This is a genomic window from Paenibacillus sp. ALJ109b (assembly GCF_010747435.1).
Taxonomy (GTDB): domain Bacteria; phylum Bacillota; class Bacilli; order Paenibacillales; family Paenibacillaceae; genus Paenibacillus; species Paenibacillus taichungensis.
Genome location: NZ_JAAIFP010000004.1, coordinates 64,956 through 85,091 on the forward strand (window position 1 = coordinate 64,956; position 20,136 = coordinate 85,091).

General features: G+C 41.0%; 17 protein-coding genes. 10 read left to right on the forward strand and 7 right to left on the reverse strand.

Annotated elements, in window-relative coordinates; all coding sequences use genetic code 11:
- Positions 1-581: 581 nt before the first annotated feature.
- The gene (locus tag G3352_RS03340) at positions 582-1,187 is read right to left on the reverse strand and encodes a TetR/AcrR family transcriptional regulator (protein WP_163753784.1); all 606 of its coding nucleotides are present in this window, start codon (positions 1,185-1,187) and stop codon (positions 582-584) included.
- Between the two features lie 192 nt (positions 1,188-1,379).
- Between G3352_RS03340 and G3352_RS03345 the strand changes: the two genes are divergently transcribed.
- Positions 1,380-2,159, forward strand: a complete 780-nt coding sequence (locus G3352_RS03345) for a nuclear transport factor 2 family protein (protein ID WP_163753786.1) — start codon at positions 1,380-1,382, stop codon at positions 2,157-2,159.
- A gap of 278 nt (positions 2,160-2,437) precedes the next feature.
- Complete coding sequence (locus G3352_RS03350; protein ID WP_163753788.1) at positions 2,438-2,674, forward strand: DUF4367 domain-containing protein; 237 nt, start codon at positions 2,438-2,440, stop codon at positions 2,672-2,674.
- 974 nt (positions 2,675-3,648) lie between these two features.
- Here G3352_RS03350 and G3352_RS03355 read toward each other — a convergent pair.
- Positions 3,649-4,668, reverse strand: coding sequence for an alpha/beta fold hydrolase (locus tag G3352_RS03355; RefSeq protein ID WP_163753790.1), 1,020 nt, complete (start codon positions 4,666-4,668; stop codon positions 3,649-3,651).
- A gap of 144 nt (positions 4,669-4,812) precedes the next feature.
- On the opposite strand from G3352_RS03355, the gene G3352_RS03360 reads away from it, so the two are divergent.
- Together G3352_RS03360 and G3352_RS03365 are read left to right on the forward strand one after the other, a co-directional pair.
- Positions 4,813-5,718, forward strand: a complete 906-nt coding sequence (locus tag G3352_RS03360) for a LysR family transcriptional regulator (RefSeq protein WP_163753792.1) — start codon at positions 4,813-4,815, stop codon at positions 5,716-5,718.
- Between the two features lie 536 nt (positions 5,719-6,254).
- Complete coding sequence (locus G3352_RS03365) at positions 6,255-6,644, forward strand: aminoglycoside phosphotransferase/kinase family protein (protein WP_240342917.1); 390 nt, start codon at positions 6,255-6,257, stop codon at positions 6,642-6,644.
- Between the two features lie 155 nt (positions 6,645-6,799).
- On the opposite strand, the gene G3352_RS03370 is transcribed toward G3352_RS03365, so the two are convergent.
- On the reverse strand, positions 6,800-8,203 hold the full coding sequence (locus tag G3352_RS03370; RefSeq protein ID WP_163753794.1) for an MFS transporter: 1,404 nt from the start codon (positions 8,201-8,203) through the stop codon (positions 6,800-6,802).
- A gap of 451 nt (positions 8,204-8,654) precedes the next feature.
- Entirely contained in the window at positions 8,655-9,188 is a 534-nt protein-coding gene (locus G3352_RS03375; protein ID WP_076288791.1) for a YbhB/YbcL family Raf kinase inhibitor-like protein, read from the reverse strand.
- Between the two features lie 179 nt (positions 9,189-9,367).
- Between G3352_RS03375 and G3352_RS03380 the strand changes: the two genes are divergently transcribed.
- From G3352_RS03380 to G3352_RS03405, 6 genes are all read left to right on the forward strand, one after another.
- Positions 9,368-10,033 (forward strand): GntR family transcriptional regulator, encoded by a 666-nt coding sequence (locus G3352_RS03380; protein ID WP_163753796.1) that lies wholly within the window; start codon positions 9,368-9,370, stop codon positions 10,031-10,033.
- Positions 10,034-10,506: 473 nt separating this feature from the next.
- A complete protein-coding gene (locus G3352_RS03385) occupies positions 10,507-11,589 on the forward strand; it encodes a nucleotidyltransferase domain-containing protein (protein ID WP_163753798.1) in 1,083 nt (360 codons plus the stop codon).
- Between the two features lie 211 nt (positions 11,590-11,800).
- Positions 11,801-13,774 (forward strand): elongation factor G, encoded by a 1,974-nt coding sequence (locus G3352_RS03390; RefSeq protein ID WP_205524684.1) that lies wholly within the window; start codon positions 11,801-11,803, stop codon positions 13,772-13,774.
- Positions 13,775-13,933: 159 nt separating this feature from the next.
- Positions 13,934-14,497, forward strand: coding sequence for a GNAT family N-acetyltransferase (locus G3352_RS03395; protein WP_163753800.1), 564 nt, complete (start codon positions 13,934-13,936; stop codon positions 14,495-14,497).
- A 96-nt stretch (positions 14,498-14,593) separates the two neighbouring features.
- Positions 14,594-15,169 (forward strand): TetR/AcrR family transcriptional regulator, encoded by a 576-nt coding sequence (locus G3352_RS03400; protein WP_163753802.1) that lies wholly within the window; start codon positions 14,594-14,596, stop codon positions 15,167-15,169.
- Positions 15,170-15,373: 204 nt separating this feature from the next.
- On the forward strand, positions 15,374-16,414 hold the full coding sequence (locus G3352_RS03405; RefSeq protein ID WP_205524685.1) for an NADH:flavin oxidoreductase: 1,041 nt from the start codon (positions 15,374-15,376) through the stop codon (positions 16,412-16,414).
- Between the two features lie 295 nt (positions 16,415-16,709).
- On the opposite strand, the gene G3352_RS03410 is transcribed toward G3352_RS03405, so the two are convergent.
- The 3 genes from G3352_RS03410 to G3352_RS03420 all read right to left on the reverse strand — a co-directional run bounded on the left by G3352_RS03410 (position 16,710) and on the right by G3352_RS03420 (position 19,545).
- Positions 16,710-17,099 (reverse strand): winged helix-turn-helix transcriptional regulator, encoded by a 390-nt coding sequence (locus G3352_RS03410; RefSeq protein ID WP_163753804.1) that lies wholly within the window; start codon positions 17,097-17,099, stop codon positions 16,710-16,712.
- Between the two features lie 261 nt (positions 17,100-17,360).
- The gene (locus tag G3352_RS03415; protein ID WP_163753806.1) at positions 17,361-18,320 is read right to left on the reverse strand and encodes a TIGR03571 family LLM class oxidoreductase; all 960 of its coding nucleotides are present in this window, start codon (positions 18,318-18,320) and stop codon (positions 17,361-17,363) included.
- 13 nt (positions 18,321-18,333) lie between these two features.
- Positions 18,334-19,545 (reverse strand): MFS transporter, encoded by a 1,212-nt coding sequence (locus G3352_RS03420; RefSeq protein WP_163753808.1) that lies wholly within the window; start codon positions 19,543-19,545, stop codon positions 18,334-18,336.
- Positions 19,546-20,136 lie beyond the last annotated feature (591 nt).

Consider the following 20,136-nt stretch of genomic DNA (forward strand, 5'->3'; position numbering starts at 1 on the left):
TTGTAGGTAGGCTTTCTTCTCTATGTCCTAATTCAAAAGTTTCATTATTTACGTGATGTGGTTCTAATCACGTACCAAACCTGTCCACAGAGGAACAAGAGTATTCCTACACGTTCGAAGTTACCGAACCAAGCTATGCGAATACACGAATTGTTTTTGACATGGGCAACATTACATTTCAGGTACGGAAGACAGTGATACGACAATTACGTTGTCCGATGTCACCCTGATCAACCTGGGGCCAGCCAAGTAACCGAATGCCTAAAATAGAGTAATGCTTGACTGCTTTTCTCAAAGGATATATCTGTATCACAAAAAAAGAATCCGGGTGTACCTGGATTCTTTTTTTGTTGCCTAAACGCCGGTGTGACGGAACCAAGCCATAGCCATTTTTTCTTATTATTTGATTTTGATACCTTAGTGCTTCTGGAAAAAATCTATAGAATGCATGTGTCGAGGGTCAAGATCTTGTTGCCGTAAAGGATAAGAACATGAACCGAATACCGATTTGACACATGCCTAATTAAAATCCGACTGCTATTTCATTATGCTAATGGGCAGAATAGCGCCCCTCGCTAATTTTATTCTTCGACGGGGATGCCAGCAGCCTTCAAATGCCCATAGGTAACAATTCTACTAAACTGAGATGAAGCTTCTTTTGAAGGAAGAGGCTGATCATTTTTAATCCACCAAATGACAATCCCCATGAAAGCCGATACGAGATATTCGAGTAGCAATTCCTTGGATATCGCTAAAGGAGCATTTACCTGATCAGCATTCCACCCCTCGTTTAATTTATCTTTAATGATATTCTCCATTTTTGCTCGAAACTGATAGATTCTCTTCTCTTCAACTAACATGGCGTAGTAAAAGGTAGTGTTAAGAGAAATATGTTCCAGTACAGTTTGCATGACTGTATCAAGTATAGAAATGCTGAACGGATTCATGCTGATGGGACAAAGTACGACCGCATCCTTTAATTCGCTCAATAATTCATTAATACATGTATCTAATAGATCGGGTTTATTTTGGTAGTGAAGATAAAATGTATTTCGATTGATCATAGCCCGATCGGCAATATCCTGAATCGTTATCGCTTCATATCCTTTTTCCTGAATAAGCTCATAAAACGCCTTTCGAATCGATTGTTTCGTGCGAAGTATTCTTAGGTCGGTTTTCTTGTTCATTATTTCTGTCTCCTTCAATTTATTTTGAGCAGTTAAGCGACAAAGTTTGTTGAGATGTCTGTTATCCTTCAAAACTAAAAATATTGAATATTGAGCGTAAAATTACCCTCTATTATAATGAGCTGTAGATAAATAAACAACATAACGTTCATTATTTATCTAATGACTATAAACTTTTAGGAGGATATACAAATGATATCAAAAAACCAAAATGAGCTTGTCCATAAGGCAATCGCTGTTCTGGAAAGTTTTGAGAGCGGCAATCCTGAAGCAATTACAGCTTACGTTCATCCAAAGGAATATATTCAGCACAACCAAGGTTTATCCGATGGTCGTGCAGCCATGCTTGGTGCACTTGGCCATTTAAAGGAAATTGGTACGAAGGTAAGTGTTAAGCGTGCTTTGGTCGACGGAGATTATGTGGCACTTCATTCCGTATATGAGTTTTTCGGCTCCAAAATCATCATTGATATTTTCCGTTTTGAGAATGGACTGATCGTTGAACATTGGGACAATATGCAAGAGATGGTGGAAAGGACACCCAGCAATCATACGATGATAGACGGACCGGTCACGATAAAGGATATCGACAAGACGGATGCCAACAAAGAATTTGTCAAAAGCTATGTTGAGAACATCTTGCTTGGGAAGAACACTGGCCTGCTTGCCGCTTATTTTGATAAGGATAACTACATTCAGCATAGTCCACATATAGCAGATGGCCTTTCGGGCCTCCATGCTGCATTGCAGGCGCTGAAGAAGAAAAACATTGAATATGAATATACTTATGTCCATCAGGTGATTGGACAAGGTGATTTTGTTCTTACAGTGAGTGAAGGTCTCTTCGACAATCAACCTACTGCTTTCTACGACATGTTCCGCGTGGAGAATGGAAAGATCGCCGAACATTGGGACGTTATCGAGGCCATGCTGCCTGCAGAAAAACGAAAGAATTCGAACAGCAGATTTTAAGTTTGGTGCAGCTGAGTCGCAAGAAAGACATCACTGAATTTAGTTATGGTGATGTCTTTGGCATTTGAGTGATAAATTTTGACTTCTTTATATCCATTGCGATTAAGTGAACTTGCGGGACAGTTATATATTAAGGTGAGCCTTTTATAGATGAACATTGCAAGGTTGATCATTAACAATATGTTCATTATAAATAGACGAGGAGTAGCGGATCATGAAACAAAAAATGACGTGGCTGGCAGTGGCAATCGTCCTGGTCGTGTTGATTTATTCGTAAAGTGACCATATTCCAGGACGATCAGGCTAAAGCCGAGAAGCTGAACATTCAAGGTAATGAGGTCTATTATATTCAATCCGATACCAAGGATAGGGAAACTACTTCAGTTACTTACCATCGGATTGGATGGAGGGACGATCACAATCATTTGTTGTATGAAATATCCAATAATGCAGACAGCAATCTAGGGAAAGAGGATCTGGTCAAAATAGCTGAAGAGGTGCTTACATCTCGTTAGTGTTCTAAACAACAAAGGGATAAACAAGCACTTTAGACATTGGTTCTGCTTTACTGAAGTGCACTAATTTGGTTGTTAAGATGGATGGAGTTAAACTTGCCTCCAAGGGGAATTTTTCATGGCTAAAGAACTACAAACTTTCAGACGCCGCTACAGCAGTCTGTCAAAACGACTGGGCATCCTTCGGGATGCTTTTTTCCTTTGTCTTCATATGAAGAAATGTGAGCGAGTTTAAGTCCGGCTCAACGGTTTAAAAGATGAATCGACCTCTTAGACCAATGGAAGCCTTATTTGAAACAGCAACAGCAACAGATACAGATGAAGTACGTACCTAGATTACGCCAGATGAATTGTTGTGGGGGGTAGCAAGCCTCTGCACGGCAGTGACAACGTCGATACAGTGCATACGAAAAATATTGTTTCGCTTCTTGTAGATGGGTTGCGTTACCGTGCGAACCGTTAACAATCCTTTCTTTTTTTGCGATAAATTGATCAGAAACGCACTAGTAAAGCTATCCAACACATCCTCTGGCGGGTGGAAAGGTTTATTAGTGGGTTCTAAGAAGGATCTATGCTTAACAAGGTGAGACAGGTTTAAATCTGGAGAATAAAGTGGTTTTATCCGTTTCAACAAGAATCGCGGGACAATAACTTGTACCGATTACCGAAATGGGCAATACAATAAAAAGGGACTTAGCGAAAATAGATGGAATCACTATCCTAAACATTGAAATCTGAAAATTATCGATAAAAATAAATTTAATGTTTTTTGTTTGATGAAGAGGATTAAACTAGAATTTCAGTGTTCGCTGAATTCGTTAAAGCAATTACGATCACAGAAAAAAAAGGTCAAACCAGTAAGTACTGGTGACCTCAAATACGATCAGACAGGTTATTAATTCATGAAAGAAATAACCGGGCTAAAGAACAGTGAATCTTGCTATGCCTGACAGACATCCAATGCAAGTGACGATCTATACTTTTGTGCTAAGTGACAACAAGTGTTTTAGATTGTCATCAATAAATTGATTATCGGTACTGTTGATTCCACGACCGGCAAAATGACCCCAGAGCGATTGTATTGGGTTAAAAGTAGCATTAGGAATACGCTCCGCTTCATATTCATTATCGTCCGCTGTGCAGAAGAGATCCGTGCTCCCGGGCATGATGCAGGCAAGAGCTTTTATGCTTTTAAGCGCTTTATCGAAATCTCCGTTATAGGAGGGGTTGGCACTAATATCTGCATGCTGGCCTGTCCACAACATGGACAGAACATTATGCGGATCCATATTCATAAAGCTATTTTCCCAGACACCAGCTACAAAATCCTCCAATGATTCAAATCCCATCTCATGATAAAGTTCCTCTCTGTAAAACGCATGCGATAATCCCCATCCCGCGTAGACCCGGCCAACGGCGCGCATGTCTGCAGAAGTTAATTGGTTTAGTTTACTTGAGTCGAACCCGACTGCAGATAACAGTGAAGATTTTACACCTTCCAGCACCACATATGTGTGAGGCCATGGTTTGGCGATGCCTCCGAAAGGTGCAATTCGTTCGACCATCTCTGGGTAACTTGCACCCCATTGAAATGCTTGAATGCCGCCCATGGACCATCCGACGACGAGAGCAATCTTCTGAATGCCGAATTTTTCGGTCAGTAGTTGATGCTGGAATCGTACGTTGTCATAGATGGTTACCTGGGGAAAGTTAGCCCGTTCGAATGGATGCGGCGTGTTGCTGGGAGAGGATGAAAGCCCATTACCCAGCAAATTTGGAACGATAATAAAATATTTCTCTGGATCAAGTGCCATCCCGCTGCCAATGAGCCATTCATTTTGAACATGCTGATCTCCAAAAGCCGTTGGATAGACAACAACATTATCTTTCTGTTCATTTAATTTTCCGTATGTTTTATAAGCAAGAAAAGCATTTGGTAACGTCACTCCTGATTGTAAGAGTACATCACCCAAGTTAAAAATTTCATAGTCCATCGTATAGTCGCTCCCTTCAAAATGAAAAACCACATGTTCAGTGTGATCTCTTGTACTCAGTATAGAGTCGTGGTACTCTCAATAAAAGTGAATAGAATTCAAGATAGTATTCAATAAAATTGAAAGATGAAGGGAGAGCATCGGATGGAATTGCGCCAACTGAATACGTTTTGCACGGTTGCAGCAACATTAAATTTCACGAGGGCAGCAGAAGTGCTGAGTTACGTTCCTTCCAACGTCACGATGCAAATTAAAGCATTGGAAGATGAGCTAGGTGTTCGCCTCTTTGATCGGTTGGGCAAGCAACTCGCGCTCACAACTGCGGGTAAACGCTTTTTAACACACGCCCAAGGCGTTCTTGAAAAAATGGACGAAGCTCGTAGTGCTGTCCATGATAATGAGAAACTAAGTGGTACCTTAACGATAAGTGCGAATGAGGTTATTTGCTCCTACCGGCTTCCACCTGTCTTCCAACGGTTTCGTTCGCAGCATCCGGGAGTTCGTCTAATCTTCCGCTCAGTTCCGAATCAAGAGCTCAAGCAAACGCTCTTTGAGGGAACCGCGGATATTGTTTATATGTTGGATGAACCCATTCGCTCGAGTGGACTTTCCGTGGAACCTTTGCTCGAAGAACATTTCCGATTGTTAGCGGCTCCAGATCACCCACTCGCAAAGCGAACAATGCTGCAGTTGGAAGATTTTCATGGAGAAGTGTTCCTGACCAATGAAAAAGGTTGTCCATATCGAACGATGTTTGACCGGTCATTTGAGAAAGAGGGCATTGATAGCATCACGTATCTAGAGTTTCAAAGTGCTGAAGCCATTAAACAATGTGCGATCTCGGGAATCGGTATCGGTTTTCTTCCTGAAATCGTTGTAGAAGCCGAAGTTGAACGCGGGAAACTTGTTGTTCTTCCATGGCGAATTCCGGATTTGCGGGTGTATACACAGATGTTGTGGCATAAAGACAAGTGGCTTTCACCAATCATGTTATCTTTTATAGAAACAGCAAGGGAAGTTTTTCGTTTACAGAATGAGAATAAACCGTAAGTTGGACTATTTTTCATGCTTTACCACTAATTATTAGGGATAATCTGGAGTATTTCTCTGATCAAGTTGTCAGTTATCAAATGAAAATCTACCAAAGGCTTGATGTGGAGATTCTTTCCTGGGTTCTTGAAAAACTAGTCATGCAATTCAGTGATAATTTCTTCTGTTCTGGTTAGAGGTAGCAGGGAAGAGAGCAAAAAAAATTAGCGTACCATCTTGGAAAGAAATTGAGTAGATAGTTCGTCCCACCGTACAAGAACTCTAAAGTATTATCATAGTTTCTTATTTCTTATTTATAGATTAACGAAAGCAAGTTGAATGATCAGCGGTAGTCTGGGATTTTTTTAATCCCAAACTGCCACTGTTTCTATATACAATTGAATAACTAACTTGGAATTGATCGTATCCTTCCCAAATTAATACTCCAACTGGTTCCGCACCGTTAGCTTTCTCAATAAGCTTTTTACGCTCATTTAAGAATTGCCCATGTCACACATCGGAATGAATTATTAACAAGAGCGGAACTAGATTTTATCATGTTCCTGGCTGATCGCGGAATGAAAGTAGTGAGGCCCATTCAGTCTTTATCAGGGGATCTGATTCATATCATTGACGGGTCCTTTGTTGTGACAGCTTTTGAGAAAGCACCCGGCAGAAATGCAGTAATAGCCGAGGAGAGCAATACGTTTTATGAGAATATCGGTCAAATGGTCGGGAAAATACATAAGTTTTCACTTCATTATTCGTCCCAACATTCACGCTATGAATGGAATGATAATGCCCTATTAGCCTCATTCAAGAAGTATTGTCCGTTAGAATTACACGATAACTTTGATCGTTTAATTACTGAAGTTAGCGCTAGGATGGCCTTTAAACTTGCCGTTACAGACAGCGCGGAGAACCGTAATAAGTGTGATTCTAATTAACAGCATAGAACCTAAGAGTTATAGATTCTGAGCAAGAAGAATGTCTTTTATTAACTTTAAATAAACTGCATGCAGATTTTTTTGATTAAGCAGGCTAGATTTGATTATTGATGTTATCTAACCCGATCTGACCTAGCATTTCTATATTACTGTTACTAAGTAACTGGTTCGCTATTCATCTTTGCGTCCTTAACCATTTTACCTGTTCGCCTAAATTGGACATAATATAATGCAGCTACGGCAACGATAAGAATGGGAAGTGTCAGGAAAATATTGCTATATACAAAAGTTGCACTGTTTTTGGGAATCGGATTTAAGCGAATGGCCGATGTGCCCAGATCTAGTATCTTGCCGATAACAGCTGTTGATGTAGCCGTAGCAATAAAAGTGACCATGGAGAATAATCCCATCCCTACGCCGATATTCTCTTTTGAGAGTGTACGTGAAACCGTGTTTGACATTGCAATTTGCATGAACGATTGACCAAGAATACCAAAAATAAGAAAGATCGCAATAAATACTGGCGACATACCAACGACTGAAGACAAAGAGAGAAAACCGATAATAAGAAGTGCAGCTGCAGTAAACACAAGGAAACGATTTCCCTTATCATCTGCTAATTTACCGCCTTGTCGACCCAAAAGCGCGGCCATTAAAGACGACGGCAGCATAACTATTCCGATGAAAACCGGTGACAAGTGGTTTACAGAAGAAAGTAGCTGAGGTGTAATGAATGGAAAGGCAAAGCCAATCCCGATCATGACGAAAGTAATAATTAGACCGAATGAAAACGGTTTGTTTCGAAATATGGCCGGGTTTATGAAGGGGTTTGGAGTATAGCGTATACGTAGTACGAAAAAAATGAAAATAAGAATCCCGCCTAAGGCAAGCCAAATACTTCCGTTTGTTAAAGCCAGTAACAAAATGGCTACGGTACTGGCCAGAAGTATTCCGCCAATATAATCCATTTTTCCGGAAACTCCCTTTTCATCATCTAAATATTTTCGATACATCGGCAAAGTAAGTAATGATAAAAGCGAGATTACAAATAGTACCCGCCAGTTCCATGTACTGCTTACCACGCCGGCAATGATCGGACCAATGGCTAAACCCAATGAAAATCCGATTGCAACGGTACCTAATGCACGACCGCGCCTTTCAGATGTAAAGTAACGAACTGGTACAATCATAGAAATCGCCGGAATGACTGATGCACCAGCTGCCTGTACAATTCGCCCCACAATGACCATCCAATATTCACTAGCCACTAAGCCGATGACAGACCCAATTGCAAAAAGTAGTAGGCCAAACGTCAATAAATTCTTCAAGCTGTATCTGTCAGTCAATTTACCGTAAGTTACTGAGCCAATTGCGTACACAATCATATAGCCTGTGATGATCCAACTCGCTTGCGATGAAGAAATTTGAAATTGTTTACTGATATTAGGGAGTACAATATTAAACATGGTTGCATTCATGACGGATATGATGAGTGTAAAGACAAGTAAACCAAGTAATAATTCTCCTTTATTTTTTTGAACGCTATGATTGGTTTGCATTGGAATGCCTCATTTCTATAGGATAAAACTGTATTGATGAAATAACGAGCCTGTATTCCTTTGACGATAAAATTTTTATCTGATTAAGCCGACAATGTAATGTTTTAAATACTTCGCTGACAGAGATGGTCAACGCTAATTTACTGAAAAGTCCTCAATTATGAGGACTTTTCAGTTTTTCTGGATATATTTTAAATTTGACTTTGTTTTTAATCTTGCTCCCACAGCCGCAAATGACGGTATGCTTCAAAATTATAATTGGCTGCTGGCAATTGGGGCACACATAATGATGTGGGTGATCTTTCAGCTTCACCACTTCCTCCGTACTTGACTCCGCATTGCATGGAGTACTTTGCTTTTCAAACCTTGTTTGTGCAAAAAAAAATCGTAAACACGGATAAGATACTCGGGATTTTTCATATCATTCTTTCCTATGCTTCAACATCTTGGTTTACTTGATTTCCCCTGTTGCCATGAGAACTGCTCTCCCTAGCGTATGACTCAGCATGGTGAATCCAAGGAGAGCTGGCGTGGAATTAGGGGCGACACTAATATTTTCGACGTCCAGCGCATGAACGACAAAATAATATCGATGAGGACCGTGTCCCGCTGGAGGCGCTGCACCGATAAAGCGTTCGAGTCTCAAATCATTCGGTAGTTGCAGGGAGCCTTGCGGCAAACCGCTAGAATACTCGTCACCTGCGCCTGTAGGTAGCTCGGTTACGCTGGCAGGGATGTTGATAACGGCCCAGTGCCACAACCCCGATCCAGTTGGGGCGTCCGGATCATATGCAGTTACGACAAAACTCTTTGTCCCGTCGGGTGCACCCGACCACTTCAAATGGGGCGAGAGATCTTTACTTCCCTCTAGTGTTGACATCTCCGAATAATGCTGGGTCGGTAGAGGATGTCCCTCCATAATGTCATTACTCTCCAACTGAAAGACTGCTACTTCTGGCAATTTGGAAAATGGATTGTTGTTCATTGTAAATTACCTCCTTTTATTTTCATTTTCGATAATACATCAAATAATCGATTCTGTAAACTATAATCGTTTTTGTAGTTTACTATCGAATTTAATGTTTGTTTTTTATTGATAACGGTGTAAACTATCTACATACAATTACGTAGAATTATTATGCGTGAGAAGGAAGGTGCTGCTTCATGGCCAAAAGGAATGGTTCGTCCACCTTAAGCGAGAATGTCAGGAAGAAACTACAATCCGATATTTTGACTGGACAATATGAACCAGGCTCTCCATTAAAAGTTTCGGAATTAGCTAAAGGTTTCGAAGTATCAGTTGCTGTTGTTCGCGAAGCGTTGACGCGATTAGCGACTCAGGGTCTGGTACAGCAAAATCCTAACCACGGATTTTCAGTAAAGACGGCGTCGGAAGAAGAACTGAACAACATCATACAAGCGAGGTTAATCAATGAATCCGAAGCTTTACGTCTATCCATCGCCCATGGTGATCTCACATGGGAATCCAATGTAATTGCCGTGCATCACAAGCTATCGCAAACGGCTGAGTACAAGGAAGTGAATGAAAAGCTTGTTGTCCGCGAAGAATGGTCTGAGATTCATCGTCAATTTCATTACGAGCTTATTGCCGCGTGTCCGAATCCAGTTCTCTTGGATATCTGCAGCAACCTTTGGGATTTGAGCGAATTTTATCGACATTGTTCCCCCCCGCAACAGCAAGTCCGCGATGGACTCGCTGAACATAAGGCATTAGCAGATGCTGTTCTTAGCCGCGATGGTGAACGTGCTACACAGATCTTTAGAGCACACATCCAACTAACCGCAGAGGTCTTATTCGACAACCAATAAGTTGTGTATAAGATTCAAAAGTTTACGTCGAAACTTATCGGTTACTTGGGGAATTGGATAGGGACGAGGATACTTAATATTCGCATTAGCGATTTCTTGGTTAATCTAACTATTTTCTATGGAGGTGAGGCTATTGAAAACAATCGGGGTAGGCACACCTAAAATGGGGCGAGAAAACACACAGCAAAAGTAGGGTCTCTGCTCGAAACGCTGAGATCAAATCCTTGTTTCGTAATGGAGTCAGCATAGAGGAGTTGGCGGGTCAGTATTTCTTGTCCTACGAAAGCATAAAGAAAATTGTTTATAGTAAGAACTAATGAAATCCGCTAAATCGTCATATCGACGGTTTAGCGGGTTTTGTGCAAAGTTAGATTAAATCAACTTATACATAGTAACCGCACGTCTACATCGATAAACTCAAGTTAAGGTTGTTGGGATGAAGAACGACCTGCTCATACGAAGGGGTGTAAAGAATGAACGAAATCATGAAGAAGAAGCTACTGGGCAAAAATGAACTGCTGATTAACATGGTTATCGAACGCGCAAAAAGAGATTTTCTAGACGATATCGCCATTATTGGGCTTACTGGTTCATTTAGCACCGGGGACTTTCACGAGAAGAGCGATCTTGATTTGATTATTATCAACAATACAGAAAAGGGATGGGAAATATCCGATTGCTTCATCTTGGATGACGTTGGATATGACATCTATTGCACGCCATGGGATTCAAGAATACAAGAGCAATCCACATTAGAGAGTCCCAACGTATCGAGCCTAACCGAGCTCAAAATACTCTACTATGCTAAACCTGAGGATTTGGAGAAATTGAGTGACTTCAGGCAAAAAGCTCTTGATGCACTTGCGAGCCCGATAGGAGAAGCGTGTCTTAATCGAGCAAAAAAATGGATCGATCTGGCTAAGCAAGCATACAGCGATACGATGCTGGGTGAAGATATCGGTTCAGTGCGACATGCATCTGCCGACGTTCTGTACAATCTAGTCAATGCCTTGGTCAGTATGAATAACACGTGTATCAAACGAGGAATCAAGCGATATTTGGAAGAGATACGCTCGTTTCGCTATGTTCCGGATGATCTCGAATCCTTATACATGTCAATCATCGAAGCTCATACCATTGAAGATATCCGAATAGCATCATTTAAAATGTTGAATAGCGTTACAAGGTTACATAGTACGATGTGCGATAACTTCATTGTTAAACCTGCACCTAACTTTGATAATCTGAGGGGAACATACGAAGAATTATGGTGCAACTACTACAATAAAATCTTGAACAGTATTATAACAAATGATGCTTCCTACGTCTTTCTTTCGGCCTTTGGAGCACAAGGGTATCTTGATGAAATGGCTGTGGAGAAGGGGACCAAGAAATTTGATCTTATGCAGTACTTTGATGCAAGTGATTTACCAGTAATGGAAGAGAAGTTCCTTGAAGTGATGGATGAATATCTAAACGAGTATGATAAGGTCGGCAGAGAAGTCAAACGTTTTACAACTTTCGAGCAATTACATGACTATTATATGAATCGATGACCTATCCTATAAAGGGCCGTGAAGAATTAGTTTCTTTACGGTCTTTTTCATTTTGAGTTTATCTAGATGGATAACGAATCTTGAAGGTTTGTAATAAAATTCATAAAAAGTATAATAAGAGTATTACATATAAGGAGCGTGAATAGTATGCGAAAAAATACTATGACTATACAAAAGGAGAATAATATGAAAATAAAAAGGATGATAACGATTGAGAAATATAAATATAGGGATTCTTGCGCATGTAGACGCAGGAAAGACGAGTTTAACTGAAAGATTACTTTTTGAAACGGGTATCATATCTGAAATCGGCAGTGTAGATAAAGGAAATACGCAAACAGATTCTATGGAAATGGAACGACAACGAGGAATTACCATTCAATCTGCTGTCGTCTCTTTTGCGGTTAATGATGTGAAAGTGAATTTGATTGATACACCAGGTCACCCCGAATTCATCTCTGAAGTTGAGAGGGCTTTACGAGTATTAGATGGAGTCATCCTTGTCATTTCATCTGTCGAAGGTATTCAAACTCAGACACGAGTTTTGATGAAGACACTTGCTAAATTGAAAATCCCTACAATCTTTTTTATCAATAAAATTGATCGTGTGGGTGCTAGGTACGAATCGTTACTAACTGAGATCCATGATAAATTGACACCCCATGCTTTAGCAATGGGCTTTGTTTATAATATCGGCACATCAGCCGCGCATATGGAATTGTTCACGGAAAACAATCAGAAATTTATGGAGGGCCTAGCAAATCGTTTAGCTGATAATAATGAACGCTTTCTCGAACGATATCTTTACAGCGCTAAAGACTTAACCCCCGATGACTTTGAATCAGAGTTTCTAGAACAGTTCAAGCAAGCGCAGCTTTATCCGGTGCTATTTGGTTCAGCAATTACTGGTGAGGGCATTCCCCATTTGATTACAGCTATCCAGAATTGCAATTCTTCCGTTCATTATGAAAATACTCCTTTTACAAGAGGGAAAGTTTTTAAAATTGAACGTGGAAAAAACGATGAAAAGATCGCTTACGTACGAGTTTTCTCTGGTGAAATCAAGATACGTGAGAGTCTTTCCTATTATCGGATGAATCAAACAGGAGAAATTATCAAATTCACCAACAAGGTCACGGGGTTGAAACACTTCTTTTCTGGAAAAACAACAGATGGAACAATCGCTGCAAGTGGAGATATCGTAAAGATTATGGGGTTAACAGACTGCCAGGTTGGCGATGATATCGGTGTTCCTTCCAATGAAACGACTGAAACTCTGTTCTCGCCGCCTAGTTTAGTAACAACGATCAAAGCCTCTGACGAAAACGAGACCATTCATTTATTCAGAGCATTGAAAAAATTAGCCGAACAGGATCCATTTATTCATATCAAACAGAATTCTCGTCAAAGGGAGCTATCTATTCATCTTTATGGTGAAATTCAAAAAGAAGTGATTCGGGATCAACTGAAAAAAGACGCTCAAATCGATATCGAATTTCTTGTGACACAGCCTATTTATATTGAAAAGCCTATCTTTACAGGGGAGGCAGTTGAGAGGATGGGAGACAAGGGAAACCCATTTTATAGTACTGTAGGCTTTCGTATTGATCCGAATCCTCGTTCAACCGGTATTGAATATCATCTAGAAGTAGAGCTCGGCTCCCTACCTTTATCGTTTCATAAGGCAATTGAAGAAACCGTCTATGAGACGCTTAAGCAAGGACTATATGGTTGGGAAGTTTGCGATCTAATCGTGACACTTACGGATACCGCCTATGCAAGTCCAGTTAGTACAGCTAGTGATTTTCGAAAATTAACGCCTCTTGTGTTAATGAGAGCACTAACTGAAGCAACTACTCAAATTTATGAACCCATTCATCGGTTCGAATTAGAGGTTCCGGCTAATTACCTAAGTAAAATTTTATTTAAACTAACTCAAGCCTCTGCAACCTATCAGGATCCAATTCAGAATGACCAGGTATTTATGATATATGGCATGATCCCGATTAAGAATATTCAGTCATTTAAGAACCAACTTCCGGGTTGGACCCAAGGGGAAGGTGTATTGCTATCCGAATTTTATGGCTATGAGCCCTTCGATGGTGAAGTGCCATCATGTACAAGATACGATCATAATCCATTAAATCGGAAGGAATATCTCTTACATGTCTTGAATTCGGTGTAAGCTGATAAAGCGAGTAAAAAGCAGCATACAAGTGGTGTACACTGCTTTTTCGTGGACTCACTTATAAAAGAACTAGACAGTAGAGTGCCTCTACAAACGTTTAACAGTGTTATTAGCAGAGGCGGGATTTGTTATGATAAAAATCTGGAGGCGAATGAGATGCTAGAATTAGAGTTTACTACTATAGAGGAGTGGGATGAAGCATTGTGGGAGCGGATGGAGCGAATCTATCATGAGGCTTTTCAAAGCGGTGCTAAGACAAAAGCGATTCTTCGCAGTATGCTGGACCGGGGGATTGGTTATTTACACACGGGCGTGCATCATGTAGAAGTGGTTGCGATGGCTGTTACTGGACTGGAGGGGAAGGCTGCGGACCGCATCCTGATCATCGATTACCTCGCGGTTGAACAGAAGATGCGCGGGTTGGGCATAGGGACCTGGATGCTAGAGCAGCTCAGAGCCTGGGCGTTAAAGGAACACGGGATCAAAGGTATGATTATCGAGGCGGAGTCCGGGACAACGGAGGCTCATCAGGAACGCATTCAGTTCTGGCAACGCAACGGGTTCATCCTGACCTCCTATGTCCATCAATATAGAATGGTGCCAGAGCCGTATCAGGCAATGATGCTGCCACTGGATAGAAGCACGCATGTGCCTGATGATGGTGAAGCACTGTTTCGTTATATCAATGCTTTTCACAAGGTTGCTTACCGGAAGAGTTAGACTGCATTCAAGGGACCTGCAGGAAATTTCCGTAGAGATTAGGATGTAAAACGATTTATTATTGACTGCATGGTCAATAACTGATATATTAATCTCATGAGCAGACCAAGAGAATTTGATGTCGATCGTGTATTACACCAGTCTATGGAAGTGTTCTGGAATCAAGGCTTCAAAGCAACTTCTTATGAGGACCTTACGCGTACTACAGGAGTCAAAAAGCAAAGTTTGTATTGTGTTTTTAAAGACAAGCGATCGTTGTTCCTGAAGGCGCTGGCACTTTACCGTGAACAGGTTATAGCGAAACTGAAGGAGATTGAAGCCCTTGATTCGTCTCCCGGTGATAAACTGGATGCCTTACGATATTCCCTTTTAGATGATGAAACAGGCTGTCAAGGGTGTCTAATTGTGAATGCATCACTCGAATTCGGAACAGATGACGAGCAGGTCACACGCGAAGCTGAGCTCATGGTAGAAGAGATTCAACTGGTATTAGAGAAGATCATAAGTAGTGGCCAGAAACAACAGTTAATTTCCAACCGGTATACGAGTATAGAGCTTGCATCTTATCTAAATAACACCATTCTTGGTGTGAGAGTTATGGAGAAATCAGGTTCATCCCGTGAACAGATCGAGACGGTTCTGCGTACTTCATTTGGCATGATCATGTCTTGATCTTTTTTTTGTGAAATTCTTGACTGCGAAGTCAAAAATAATTTAAGGCGGATTAATACACCACGAAACCTTGAAGGAGGTGGGGCTTTTCGATAAAAATCGTGTATTGATTCATTTGGAAGTAACGTCTAGCTGTTAACCAGGCTGGTAGCTGTTTAACATCTCCTAGGTCAACTATATAAAACGAAATATGTGGAGGTTATTATGAATTATTCTCAATCCATAGAAGCATTGTTCCAACCTATAGAGTTAGGTCACTTGAAGTTATCCAATCGGATCGTGATGGCGCCGATGACGCGTCAATTTTCTCCGGACGGTACCCCGGGGTCAAATGTTGCGGGCTATTACCGCCGCAGAGCAGAGAACGCAGTGGGGCTTATTGTGACGGAAGGGACAATAATTAATCATCCGGATGCATCCAATCAAGCCGATGTGCCGCACTTTTATGGCGAAGCTGCAATGAATGGTTGGGCACATGTTGTATCTGAAGTACATGAAGCTGGCGGTCGAATTATTCCACAGATCTGGCATATGGGAGCCAAAGGTCATGTTAATGATTATTCGGAAGCTGAGATTGCTACAATCGTTCAGGAATTCGCACAAGCAGCCTCAGAAGCAAAACGCGTTGGGTTCGATGGTGTTGAAATCCATGGAGCACACGGCTATCTGATCGACCAATTCCTGTATGAGAAAACCAACTCTCGTACGGATCGTTACGGTGGAGATATGATGGCTCGCACACGTTTTGCAGTTGAAGTGATTGAGGCTTGCCGTGAAGTAGTGGGACCGGAATTCCCGATTGTACTGCGTTTATCTCAGTGGAAGACAGATGATTATCAGGCTAAATTGGCTGAAACACCGGAATTACTGGAGCAGCTTCTCGCACCGTTGGTTCAAGCTGGAGTCGATATCTTCCACTGTTCCACACGCCGTTTCTGGGAGCCGGAATTCGAAGGGTCTGATCTGAATTTTGCTGGATGGACCAAAAAACTGACTGGCAAACCGACAATCACTGTTGGATCGATTGGTCTTGATGGTGACTTTACAAGTCTGTTCACAGAAGGTAAAGGCGCAAGTAACGTCGGTATCGATGGATTGGTACAACGACTTCAGAATGATGAGTTTGATCTGGTTGCTGTAGGACGTGCTCTTCTAGTCGACCCTGAATGGGCTAAGAAAATTCAAGAAGGACGTACCGATGATCTGGTTCCATTTACAAGAGAGGCGATGACCGTACTTACTTAATTGCAGTTATACTCATTAGGAATATGTATCTTATAAAGAAAAGCAGTGGCAGACCAAGATTAGCGGTCCACCACTGCTTTTCTTTGTTTCCAGTTGCTGTTGAACCTCATATTACAATCCGCCCAATCTTAAAAAAGAAGAGGGCTGCTTTTTTTTCTGTAAAAGTTCTTGTCCCATGTAGAGGACAAGAACTTGGTTCCTTTGATATCTTTTATCAAAGAAACCATCATTCGGTTTTACTCTTTGTACTCTTGAAAGGAGTGCGACTCTAAGCCTATTGCAAATAATGATAACTCTAAATTATTTCAGTGATTTTCTCTCCAGAGAATCTACTTTCTAGTTCTTCTATATTTAGTAATACATTTTTATGTGGGTATTTAATATCGATGTGTTTCTCTCCCCAATTGCAAAGCGCGTCTAAAATATCTGAAAGGGTTAGCCCATACTCAGTTAGTGAGTATTCAACTTTGGGTGGAACTTGATTATAAATTACTCTACGAATGATACCATCTTTCTCGAGCTCTCTTAATTGTTGTGTCAGCATTTTTTGTGTGATACCAGGCATCAAGCGCTTTAACTGCCCTGTTCGTCTTGTTGACTTAGTTAAATAACATAAGATAACGACCTTCCATTTTCCACCAATTACCTCCAAGGCAGCTTCTACAGGAATATTATATTTAATCATATTGAGATCCTCCCTAAGTTTAATCGGTGGTATCAAGTTCTTAAAGGACAAATCTACTGGTTTTAAGCAGAGTATCTTGCTCGTTTTGATCTATATCTATCTGGCCAGCCAGAGTAACCCTGCTGGACCAGATTTTATTCGAAAAAGAATCTCTAATAGCTCTTGTGGATTCCCCTATTATATGCTGTAAAAATCAAGATGTTAGTGAACTGGACCACATTCAATCAATGGCTAGCCATTGATTGAATGTGTTAAATTCTTTCAAACCCTATTTTCAAGTGGTAGAAAGTGAGGCAATACGTATTCTCCTAATTCATGAATGACCTCATCAGCTGGTCGAAGACTGTCAAATAGAGCAAAAAAGAGATGATTAACCCCGATCTTTTTATATATTTTAAGAAGCTCTAACAATTTATTGCGTCCGATTCGAAAACCCAACCGAATGGGGGTGGCGTCTTCATCGGGATCCTCTGCTAAATCAAGATGCATAGGCATAGTGAAAGGGCGAAATGCTGATTGATATTGTCGAGCTGCAGACTCTCGCCATGCATTAATAACTTCTAACTGTCGTAGTGGTGCCTGTGGGTAATACATCCATCCGTCACCGTTCACTCCAAGCCAGTCCAAATCTTGCTGGGCAAAGCCGGTTATCATTGTAGGAATTCTTTGCTTGAGTTTCGGTACGAGTGTCGCTTGCTCAATATGCCCATAACGAGAGTCGATTGTAGGATAATGCTCATAAAGTGCCTTTTCCAGATAAGATAACCCTTCGCGGAACTGAGCGCCCCGACTCAGATGTTCGACTCCTAGCCCTTTAAAATCAGCCAGCCTGTCTCCGGAAGAAACACCCATGATCAGCCTTTCGGGAAAAAGCGATTCGATGGTGGCAACTTCCTTCGCCAGTCTAAGTGGGTGGCGAAGAGGGAGTACCAATGCAGAGGTTCCAATAGCGATTTGTTTGGTCTGGCTAAGCAAGTGTGTCCCGAAAATCAGAATATCATAAATCTGACCGACAGCAGGATCCCCGAAGTTGGGATCTTCCAATATAGCGTCTCTGAGCCACAACGATGTAAAACCGTATGTTTCAGCAGTTTGAGCTAACTCAATTTGATGTGCCATCGTCGGCGTTTTCATATGATAGTTTTCTAATGGAATATGAAGACCGAGCGTTAATTCACCTTCTCTGTATGTTCTTTGGTAAGCTTGATGATGCTCATACATACAAACTCTCCTTTCATGATTTTCTTTCTAACTTGGCAGAAATACCTGTGAGTACGATTGCTAGGATAACCATTAGAGCACCAATCCAAGGAGTATGCACAAGCCCCATAGAATCAATGACTATCCCGCCGATTACCGAACCCAATGCAATTCCGATATTGAATGCTGCAATATTAATTGCTGAAGCAACTTCGACAGCTGAAGGGGCGTACCTTTCAGAAAGTTGAACAATGTTTAACTGCAAACCAGGTACGTTCATGAAGGCAAATAGCCCCATTAAGATGACACCAATGACACCAGCCACTTTAAATGGTGCGAGGAATGTCAAAAGGATTAGAACTGCCGCTTGAACAACAAACATCCAAAATAGTGCACGTATCGGATTCTTATTGGCAAACTTCCCTCCAATTGAGTTACCAAATGCAACAGCAACACCATAAGCGATCAAGATGATATTAATCATCCCTTGGCTTACCCCGGTCACATCGTGAAGAAGTGGGGTTAAATAAGTAAAAGCGACAAATGTGCCTCCATAACCGAGGGTCGTGATCAGAAAGCCCATAATCAATCGTCGATTTGTGAGCAGTAGGAACATATCGGAGAATTTGGCTGGAGGAGATTGTTTCAGATTTTTAGGGATCAGTACGGCACTGGATATGATCGCAATAACACCAAACAATGCAACACACCAAAAAGTTGCTCTCCAGTCAAAGACTTGGCCGATAAAAGTCCCCAAAGGAACACCAGTAACAATAGCAATAGTAAGACCAGTGAACATGAGTGCGATTGCACTACCTTTTTTTCCTGGAGGTACTAACTGAACAGCAATCGTCGCTCCAATAGAGAAAAAGACGCCATGAGAAAATGCTGTGATAAAACGTGCAATTAAGAGTACTTCAAATGACGGTGAAAGTGCTGCGACAACATTACCGATAATAAAAACTACCATCAAAGACATAAGCAAAGACTTGCGACTCATTCGATTGGTTAGAGCTGTGAGTATAGGAGCTCCCACAGCAACCCCAATCGCATAACCTGAAATAAGAAGACCAGCCAGAGTGACACTGATATTTAAACTATTGGCAATGGATCCAAGAAGACCTACTGGAACAAACTCAGTTGTCCCAATGCCAAATGCGCTAATAGCAAGGGCAAGTAGTCCCCAGGAGCCTGACTTTGACTCTGCTTTACGCTGAGATGCTGGCTTATCAATATTTTGATTCATGATTCCTCCTGAAGTTAATTTATTTTGAATAGAAGTAAGCTTAGCGTTCCTTCGCTTCATGAGTGTCAGTATATAGCCATTAAATTATTTTGATAAGTACGTACTTTTTAGTTATATAGGTACTCAAAGGTACCTATTATCTGAAGGAGAGTGTAAATGGTAAATAGTAATATCAATCAAAAATCACACCTATCTGTCCGTATTAAGAAGTCTAGTATGATTTGAAGTTTTGTTATATTTAGCAGGGTATGGGGAATTGATTAATTTATGCTTTACTAGGCCAGGTATGGTGAATTGAGTGACATGTCCGCAAAAGTTCATGGGATACTCATGAGCATTTTTCATTGAACATTAGGATAATAGCGATATCCTAAAATCTTGAATAGAAGACGACTAAAAATCACTATGCGAAACATCCACCAATGACGGCATACTTAAAATGGCTCGTTGTTATTATAGTTTTGAGCGATGGATCAAGAAGTGTCGTCGGGATGTTACTATTGCACTGCAAAATAGCTGGCATTAAGAATACGGCAGTTTTCTTTAGACGTTAATAGAGTGAAAGACCATAGACTAACCAAAACTGCTGCT

What these genes read in the sequence shown, in the direction of transcription:
- G3352_RS03395 (WP_163753800.1), top strand. Translation starts at nt 13,934, where the DNA reads ATGCTAGAATTAGAGTTTACTACTATAGAGGAGTGGGATGAAGCATTG.
- G3352_RS03360 (WP_163753792.1), top strand. Translation starts at nt 4,813, where the DNA reads ATGGAATTGCGCCAACTGAATACGTTTTGCACGGTTGCAGCAACATTA.
- G3352_RS03340 (WP_163753784.1), bottom strand. Translation starts at nt 1,187, where the DNA reads ATGAACAAGAAAACCGACCTAAGAATACTTCGCACGAAACAATCGATT.
- G3352_RS03415 (WP_163753806.1), bottom strand. Translation starts at nt 18,320, where the DNA reads ATGTATGAGCATCATCAAGCTTACCAAAGAACATACAGAGAAGGTGAA.
- G3352_RS03355 (WP_163753790.1), bottom strand. Translation starts at nt 4,668, where the DNA reads ATGGACTATGAAATTTTTAACTTGGGTGATGTACTCTTACAATCAGGA.
- G3352_RS03400 (WP_163753802.1), top strand. Translation starts at nt 14,594, where the DNA reads ATGAGCAGACCAAGAGAATTTGATGTCGATCGTGTATTACACCAGTCT.
- G3352_RS03385 (WP_163753798.1), top strand. Translation starts at nt 10,507, where the DNA reads ATGAACGAAATCATGAAGAAGAAGCTACTGGGCAAAAATGAACTGCTG.
- G3352_RS03410 (WP_163753804.1), bottom strand. Translation starts at nt 17,099, where the DNA reads ATGATTAAATATAATATTCCTGTAGAAGCTGCCTTGGAGGTAATTGGT.
- G3352_RS03365 (WP_240342917.1), top strand. Translation starts at nt 6,255, where the DNA reads ATGTTCCTGGCTGATCGCGGAATGAAAGTAGTGAGGCCCATTCAGTCT.
- G3352_RS03420 (WP_163753808.1), bottom strand. Translation starts at nt 19,545, where the DNA reads ATGAATCAAAATATTGATAAGCCAGCATCTCAGCGTAAAGCAGAGTCA.
- G3352_RS03380 (WP_163753796.1), top strand. Translation starts at nt 9,368, where the DNA reads ATGGCCAAAAGGAATGGTTCGTCCACCTTAAGCGAGAATGTCAGGAAG.
- G3352_RS03345 (WP_163753786.1), top strand. Translation starts at nt 1,380, where the DNA reads ATGATATCAAAAAACCAAAATGAGCTTGTCCATAAGGCAATCGCTGTT.
- G3352_RS03375 (WP_076288791.1), bottom strand. Translation starts at nt 9,188, where the DNA reads ATGAACAACAATCCATTTTCCAAATTGCCAGAAGTAGCAGTCTTTCAG.
- G3352_RS03405 (WP_205524685.1), top strand. Translation starts at nt 15,374, where the DNA reads ATGAATTATTCTCAATCCATAGAAGCATTGTTCCAACCTATAGAGTTA.
- G3352_RS03370 (WP_163753794.1), bottom strand. Translation starts at nt 8,203, where the DNA reads ATGCAAACCAATCATAGCGTTCAAAAAAATAAAGGAGAATTATTACTT.